7 protein-coding genes are annotated in these 7,770 nt (G+C 69.6%); 6 read left to right on the top strand and 1 reads right to left on the bottom strand.

Annotated elements, in window-relative coordinates:
* A partial coding sequence (locus DKL51_RS23945; protein WP_185734904.1) for a hypothetical protein occupies positions 1–420 on the top strand: 420 nt, incomplete at its 5' end.
* 406 nt (positions 421–826) lie between these two features.
* Here the strand turns inward: DKL51_RS23945 and DKL51_RS23935 are convergent.
* Positions 827–1,027: a helix-turn-helix transcriptional regulator gene (locus DKL51_RS23935; RefSeq protein WP_260428644.1), complete on the bottom strand. Its 201-nt coding sequence runs from the start codon at positions 1,025–1,027 to the stop codon at positions 827–829.
* A 466-nt stretch (positions 1,028–1,493) separates the two neighbouring features.
* On the opposite strand from DKL51_RS23935, the gene DKL51_RS23930 reads away from it, so the two are divergent.
* The 5 genes from DKL51_RS23930 to DKL51_RS36615 all read left to right on the top strand — a co-directional run bounded on the left by DKL51_RS23930 (position 1,494) and on the right by DKL51_RS36615 (position 7,759).
* Positions 1,494–2,375, top strand: a complete 882-nt coding sequence (locus DKL51_RS23930) for a helix-turn-helix domain-containing protein (RefSeq protein ID WP_124812531.1) — start codon at positions 1,494–1,496, stop codon at positions 2,373–2,375.
* Complete coding sequence (locus DKL51_RS23925; RefSeq protein WP_124812530.1) at positions 2,368–2,562, top strand: DUF397 domain-containing protein; 195 nt, start codon at positions 2,368–2,370, stop codon at positions 2,560–2,562. Before DKL51_RS23930 ends, DKL51_RS23925 begins: the two co-directional genes overlap by 8 nt.
* A 195-nt stretch (positions 2,563–2,757) precedes the next feature.
* Positions 2,758–5,301 (top strand): GmrSD restriction endonuclease domain-containing protein, encoded by a 2,544-nt coding sequence (locus tag DKL51_RS23920; protein WP_124812529.1) that lies wholly within the window; start codon positions 2,758–2,760, stop codon positions 5,299–5,301.
* Between the two features lie 126 nt (positions 5,302–5,427).
* Positions 5,428–7,578 carry a UvrD-helicase domain-containing protein gene (locus DKL51_RS23915; protein ID WP_124812528.1) on the top strand — a complete coding sequence of 717 codons (2,151 nt, stop codon included), beginning with the start codon at positions 5,428–5,430 and terminating at the stop codon, positions 7,576–7,578.
* 73 nt (positions 7,579–7,651) lie between these two features.
* On the top strand, positions 7,652–7,759 hold the full coding sequence (locus tag DKL51_RS36615; RefSeq protein WP_260428643.1) for a DivIVA domain-containing protein: 108 nt from the start codon (positions 7,652–7,654) through the stop codon (positions 7,757–7,759).
* Positions 7,760–7,770 lie beyond the last annotated feature (11 nt).

Raw genomic sequence — 7,770 nt, 5'->3', positions numbered from 1 at the left:
CCGTTTCTCACCCCCCGTGTCCTCGAACTCGTTTACACCGCCTACGACATGAGCGGACTCGCGTCCGACCTCGGCGACTCTGGCGCCCCCTTCCAATGGGACGAGGAACGACGCGTTCAGATCCGCGCCGAGCTGGATGGTTACTTCTTCCACCTCTACGGGATCTCCCGTTCCGACGCGGACTACATCCTGGAGACCTTCCAGACCGAGAACGGTGGCCTCAAGAACAACGAGATCGCCAGGTACGGCACGTACCGCACAAAGGATCTCGTCCTAGCCGCCTACGACCGCATGGCCCCCGCAGGCGTCAGCTTGACCGCCCCGCTCACAGACGGCGAGAACTACGTCTCCACGCTCAACCCACCGCCGGGGCAGGGTCCTCGACACTCTGCGACTCCGGCGACAACGACGGCGGGATGATTCCTCCGCACCCCGCCCTCAGGAGCGGTACCCCTGGGGGCGGGCCTGCACGCCTACGGATTCTGTTCCGACGTGTCGGCCACGAAGAAGTCAATGCCCATGCGGCCGACAAGCTCGCCGAGCTCGATCATTCCAGTCCAGCGCACGTCGCGCAGTCACGTGGCTTGTCTCGTGCTCCTCGGCCAACAGGCGGAGGGGAGTTCGCTCTCTGGTGGGTAGATGCCGCGGGTCTTCGCGCGGAGATCATTCCTCATCTCGTGCCAGAGCGGTCTGGCGTGCGGCATGGGAGCAGGGAAGGTGGGGAGGCCAGGTCTGCCAAAGGGAGGAAGGGCAAACTCCTCGACGGGCGACGTCGAACCTACCGAATGGCCGGTCCCACGGCGCGAGGGCGCGGTGGCCGGCCGAGCTACTCTTCCGCGTCCTGAAGGTCCGGTCGATGGTCCCTGATCCACCGCTCCACGTCCTCTGCCCGCCAGATCCGGCCGACGGATAGGACAACCACGGGGTCTGGGAAGGACTTCGAGTTGGTGATCTGGTAGGCGCGCGTACGCGAGACGCCGAGCATCTCCTGTACTTCCTGGCTCGCCACCAGCCGAAGTTTCCCCACGCGGTCACGGTATGAGCAGACGAGCTGAACACATGCTCCCTGTGCAGATGCTCTCTTCATACGCACCCTAAGCGTGTAGACTGCCCAGCTGTTCACTGCCGAAGGTCGGAACGAGAAGCAGCATGAGCGGGAGGAGACGTGGGCAGACGGTGGAAATGGTTCTTGCGGCTGCGGAGGCTCGTGATCGACCTGACCGGGCAGGCGCTGCCGGATGGGAACGTTCCGGGGCGTTTCCGGCGGCTGACCGTCGAGGACGTCGTACCCGATGGTCGGGTGACCTCGCGGTGCGACGGCGCGGTCGTCTACGAGGTGCCTGAGCGGCGGCGGGCGGCCCGGGCGGGCCGAGCAGTACCGGCCGAGGCCGCCCGGCGAGGGGAACGGGCGGTAGCTGATGGGGGCGTGCGGACGCCCGGGCGAGGTCATCGCGCAGCGACGAAGGCGAGTGAGGCTGAGGCGCGGGGATCGGATGGCTGAGGACGTGGGGTCGACGGTGCCTCGACGGCAGCTCGGGCGGGCGTTGCGGGAGCTGCGGACCGAGGCGCAGATGACATTGGACGGTGCGGCCCAGGCGCTGGAGTGCAGCCGGCAAAAGGTGTGGCGCATCGAGGCGGGCCTGAGCACGGTGCGCAGGCTCGACGTGCGGGCGATGTGCGAGCTGTACGGTGCGACCCCCGAGCTGACCGGCGCGCTGACCGGCCTGGCCGGCGAGACGCGGGCGAGGGGCTGGTGGCACGCCTACGGCGACACTGTCCCTGACTGGTTCGAGCTGTACGTCGGCCTGGAGGCCGCGGCCGGCCGGCTCCGGGAACACGATGACACGCTGGTTCCCGGGCTGCTGCAGACCCGGGGCTACGCGTCCGCGGTGTGTCAGCACCGGTCGGGCATGACCGACGACGAGCGGGAGCGCCTCGTCGAGGTGCGGCTGCAACGGCAGGCCCTCCTCCGGCGGAGGTTGCCTCCGCCGCCCCGGTTCGACGTCATGCTCTCCGAGGCGGCGCTGCTGCGCGTCGTCGGCGGTCCGGCGACGATGGCCGAACAGCTCCGGCACCTGGTGGAGATGAGCTGGCTGCCCCACGTCTCGATCCGGGTCGTGCCGCTGGCCGCCGGCCTGCACTTCGGTGCGGTCGCGGGAGCCTTCGTGCTGCTCGACTTCCCGCCCGGCAACCGCGTCGAGCCCGAGCCGTCGGTCGTCTACAGCGAGTCGGTGACAGGCGCGCTCTACCTCGACCGGAAGGAGGAACTGGCCGCCTACGAGAGGATCTGGGCGAGCCTCGACTCACTGGCCCTGGATGAGGGGCCGTCCCGACACCTGATCACCAAGATCTCCGAGGAGGCCCACCATGGCTGACCTGGCCGGCGCCCGGTGGCGCACCAGCACCCGCAGCGGCGACAACGGCGGCAACTGCGTCGAGGTCGCCGACAACCTGCCCGACGTCGTCGCCGTACGCGACAGCAAGGACCGGACCGGCCCGGTCCTCACCTTCACCCCCGACTCCTGGGCCAGCTTCGTCCGGGCGGCCAGGTCGTCGCGCTGAGTCCGCGAAGCGGTGTGAGCCCGGCGGATCGCCCCGGGCTTGCACCGCTTTGGAGCAGCCGCGATGTGTCGGAAAGCCGACGAAGCGATCGGGCAGTTTGAGGGCATTTCCGGCCCTACGTGGGTTGCTCGGCCGCCCGTTGATCTGGTTGTCTTGCCAGCTCAAGGCAGGTCCGAAATAGACGGGGAGCCGAGCATGGTCGCGGCACGCGAGACGACGCTGCAGGAGTTGCTGGAGGGCGCGAAGCAGTATCAGGTGCCGCTCTACCAGCGCACGTACTCGTGGACCAAGCTCCAGCTCGAGCGGCTCTGGAACGACATCCTGAAGTTGGCGGAGGACCAGGTCACTGACCCGAGCGCCACGCACTTCATCGGCTCCCTCGTGCTCGCGCCCAGCCCCGCGAACGGCCCCACGGGCGTGGCCGAGTATCTGGTGGTAGACGGGCAGCAGCGGCTCACCACCCTGACCATCCTGCTCTGCGCCATCCGCGACCACCGCGCGCAGCATGAGGGCCCCATGCACCACGACCGGCTCAACCAGCAGTACCTGGTCAACATGTGGAAGTCCGAGCGGCAGCGGTTGAAGCTCGTCCCCACCCAGGCTGATCGGGCCGCCTACCTGGCCTGCCTGGATTCCACCCCGCAGGCCGGCGGCGCGGACCCCGTCGGTGCGGCGTACCGGTTCTTCGTCGCGCAGTTGGCCGCCGCCGACGACCCGGACGACCCGCTCGACATCGAACGCATCGAGAGCGCCGTCATCTCCGGGCTGGCGCTGGTGTCGGTCACCGCCCAGCCCGGGGACAACGTCCACCGGATCTTCGAGTCGCTCAACAACACCGGCCTGAAGCTCACCCAGGCCGACCTGCTGCGCAACTACCTGTTCATGCGGCTGCCCACCCGGGGCGAGACCGTCTACCGCTCCCTGTGGCTGCCGCTGCAGAAGCGGCTGGCGTCGGCGGACCTGGAGCTGCTCTTCTGGCTCGACCTGGTCCACCGCGACCCGCGGATCAAGCAGACAGACGTCTACTCGGCGCAGCAGGCCCGGCTCAACCGGCTGCGGTCCGAGGAGGAGATCGAGGCGGAGGTGCAGCGGTTCAGTCGCCTCGGCGCTCTCCTCCGGGTCATCCTCCACCCGGGCGAGGAGAAGGACCCGGGCGTACGGCGGCGACTGGAGCGGCTGAGCGCCTGGGGTACGACCACCGTCTACCCGCTTCTGCTGCACCTGCTCGACCGTCGGGAGCGGGGGACCGCGACGTCCGAGCAGGTCGCCTCGGCGATGCTGTACGTGGAGAGCTTCTTCGTCCGGCGTCTGCTGATCGGCCGGGCCACCGCCAACGTCAACCGGATCCTGCTCTCCGTCGTCACCGAGATGAGCAAGGACCTGCCGGTGGACGAGGCGGTGCGGGCGTACCTGTCGGTCGGCCGCAAGTACTACGCCACCGACTCCAGCGTGCGTGCCGCGGTGCGGTCCATCCCGTACTACCTCAACGGCCGCCCCAACCAGCGCAACCTTGTGCTCCGGTGGCTGGAGGAGTCGTACGGCAGCAAGGAGCCGGTGGCGCTGGACTCGCTGACCATCGAGCACGTGCTGCCGCAGACCCCCACCACGGAGTGGCGGCAGATGCTGAGCACCGACCTCGGGCCGGAGGAGAACTTCCGCGAGGCGCACGAGGCCTTGGTCCACACGCTGGGGAACCTGACCCTCACCGGCTACAACTCCGAGCTGAGCAACAGCTCCTTCCCGGTAAAGCGCGTCCAGCTCGGAAAGAGCGGGATCGTGCTCAACCAGGAGATCGCCGCGCAGGACCGGTGGGGCCGCCGCGAAATCCACGCCCGCGCCGACGCCCTCGCTGATCGCATTGTCTCCATCTGGCCGGGGCCGACCGAGCAGGCGGCTGACCAGTCGGAGGTGGCGTGGGACGTCATGAACAAGGCCCTCGCCGAGCTGCCCGCCGGCTCCTGGACCACGTACGGTGACCTGGCCGCCCTCATCGGCAGCCACGCGGTGCCGGTCGGCGCCCGGCTCGCCAACCACCCGGCTCCGAACGCGCACCGGGTGTTGCAGGTCGAAGGCACCGTCTCGCCCAGCTTCCGGTGGCTCGACCCGGAGCGCACCGACGACCCTCGGGACCTGCTGCGCGCGGAGGGTGTGGAGTTCGACGAGTACGGCCGGGCCGACCAGGCGCAGCGCATCGGCACCGACGAGTTGGCGCAACTGGCTGGTGTCACGCCGGAGGACCTGCCCGAGCGGCTGCCCCGCCCGCGTTCCGACGACGACCGCAGCTACGGTGAGCGGTTCATCGAGCAGGTGACCGTCCTCCAGGGTCCGGCCGTCGCCACCGCCACCCACGTCGTGCTCGACGCGTGGACCACGATGGGCGGCACCCTGTCCTACGGCACCGGCGGCGAGACCTCCTGCTTCCTGATGGCTCGCGGCAAGGAGCACGAACTCGGCAACATCTGGCCGGCGGCGATCTATCCGAGCGGGAAGTTCGAGGTCGTGTTCCAGCACCTGAGCGTCCGGCCGCCGTTCGACGACGTCACCCTGCGGGAGGAGCTTCGCCAACGGTTGAACCAGCTGCCGGGCGTGGACATCGCCGCGGCCAGGATCGCCCTCCGCCCCGGCTTTCCCCTGACGGTCCTCGCCGATGCCGACGCCCGCGAGGCGCTGCTCGACCATCTCCGCTGGTTCTACGACCAGGCGCAGCTGCCCACCTCGGACGATCTGGTCACGGTCTAGGCTCCCGACACCTGCGTCGTGCGGCGTTCGGCCTCTTCCTACCGGGCGCTGCACGACAGCCACCCTGCCGCGGCCGGTACTGTCACGTCCGCCGCCGTACCGAGCCACCACCCCGGAGGTCCACCCGTGCCTCAGCTCGCCTTCGCCAACAGCTTCTGGGAGAGCTACGACGTCCTGGAGAAGCCGGTCAAGGCCGGCGTACGCAAGGCGATGGCGAAGTTCCAGCAGCTCACCATCGCCGACCTGCACGCCGACAAGGGTCTGCACCTGGAGTCGGTCAACAACGCCCGGGATCCCCGGATGCGGACCATCCGGATCAACGACTTCTGGCGCGGGGTCGTGCTGGCCCCGGACGACGGCAGCGACACCTTCCTCCTGCTGAGCGTGGTGCCGCACGACAGCGCGTACACCTGGGCGGCGAAGCGCCTCTACACGGTGAACACAGCGACCCGGGCCCTGGAGGTCCGCAACGTCGTCGCCATCGAGCAGCTCACGCCGGCGCTGGAGAAAGCGGCGGCGGACGCGCCGACGCTGCTCTTCGCCCGCCACTCGGACACCGTGCTGCGGGACCTCGGAATTGACGACCAGGTGCTTCGGGCGGTGCGGACGATCATCGACAAGCCGCAGCTCGAAGCCTTCGGCACGCTGCTGCCGGAGGACCAGTTCGAGGTCCTGCAGTACCTCGCCGAGGGCTTCTCGCCCGATGAGGTCTACCGCGACCTCGTGGCCGAACGCCGGCCGGCCGATGCTACGCCGGAGCCGAGCGAGAGCCTGGCGACGGCGATCGCCAACACCACGAACCGCATCACGTTGGTGACTCGGCCGGACGAGCTGGCCGAGATCCTCGACAAGCCGTTCGCCGCCTGGCGGGTGTTCCTCCACCCGTCACAGCGGCGGGTCGCGTACCGGGTGTCGTACAAGGGGCCGGCGCAGGTGACCGGCGGACCCGGCACGGGCAAGACGGTGGTCGACCTGCACCGGGTCAAGCACCTGCTCTCGCGGTCCTCTGACAGCCGGGTGCTGCTCACCACGTACACGAATGCCCTGGCCGCGACCCTGCGGGAGAACCTGGCGCTGCTCCTCGGCGACGAGGAGCAGTTGGCGCGGGTCGAGGTGACCACGGTGAACGCCTTCGCCAACCGCACCGTGCGAACCCTCGCCGGCCGGGCGCCGTCCCCGATCGGGGATGCGGACGAGCGGCAGGTCTGGCGGCGGGTGTGCCGACGACTGAACCTGCCCTGGACCGAGCAGTTCCTCGCCCAGGAGTTCCGGCACATCGTCCTTGCGCAGGGCGTGCGGAGCCGGGAGGAGTACCGCGCGGCCAGCCGGCGGGGGAGAGGGTCGGCACTGGGCGCCCGGCAACGGGACCAGGTGTGGGACGCCGTCGAGATGTTCTTGGCCGAGTTGTCGGCGGCCGGCACCATGACGCACCTGCAGGTGTGCGCGCGGGCGGCGCAACTGCTCGACACTGCCGACCTGGCCGCCCACGGGTTCGACCACGTGGTGGTCGACGAGGCGCAGGACCTGCACCCCGCGCAGTGGCGGGTGTTGCGCGCCGCGGTGACGCCCGGCCCCGACGACCTGTTCATCACCGGCGACCCGCACCAACGGATCTACGACTCCCGGGTGTCGCTGGGCGCCCTCGGTATCTCCGTTGCCGGCCGCAGCAGCCGGCTGCGCATCAACTACCGCAGCACCGAGGAGATCCTCTCCTGGTCCACCGGCGTGCTTGTCGGGTCGCGGGTCGAGGACCTCGGCGGTGAGGGCGAGGACAGCCTCACCGGCTACCGGTCACTGCTGCACGGCAAGCGGCCGCAGGCGGTGGGGTATCCGACTCCCCAGGCCGAGGTCACGGCGCTCGCCAAGCGGGTGGGGGAGTGGTTGGAACAGGGCGTCCAGCCGAGCGAGATCGCGGTCTGCGCGCGGTTCAACACAATCCTCAGCAGCGTGCACGACGAGCTGACCGGTGCAGGAATCCCTGCCGTGCGCGTGCGGGACCAGCCCGGCGCGGACGTCGATGGGGTGCGCCTCGCCACGATGCACGCGATGAAGGGGCTGGAGTTCCGCTGCGTCGCGGTGCTGGGGGCCACGGCCAAGGCGGTTCCCTTCGCCAAGGAGGTCACGCCGAGCGAGGTCGATCAGCTGCAGCACGAGAGCGACATGCTCAGGGAACGCTGCCTACTCTTCGTCGCCAGCACCCGCGCCCGGGAGGCCTTGCACGTGTCATGGAGCGGAACGCCCAGCCCGTTCCTCGCGTTTGCGCCCGGCGTCGGCTGACGCAGGTCGCGTCAGCGGGCGGCCGCGTGCGACCTACCGCTCCACGACGTCTACCAGTCTGCTGCCCTGGCAGGTGCGCGAGCGCCGCTTCCCGCCGGCGTGGCTCAGGCACCGCGGCTTGGATCCGGACGAGGTGTACGCGTACGTCGACCGGGCCGCTCGCGACATGACCCCGCCGTAGGTTGCACAGCC

Source organism: Micromonospora globispora (assembly GCF_003857015.1).
GTDB classification, from domain to species: Bacteria; Actinomycetota; Actinomycetes; order Mycobacteriales; family Micromonosporaceae; genus Micromonospora; species Micromonospora globispora.
The sequence above is the reverse complement of the archived record's forward strand: the minus strand, read 5'-3'. Positions and strand labels throughout refer to the sequence as shown.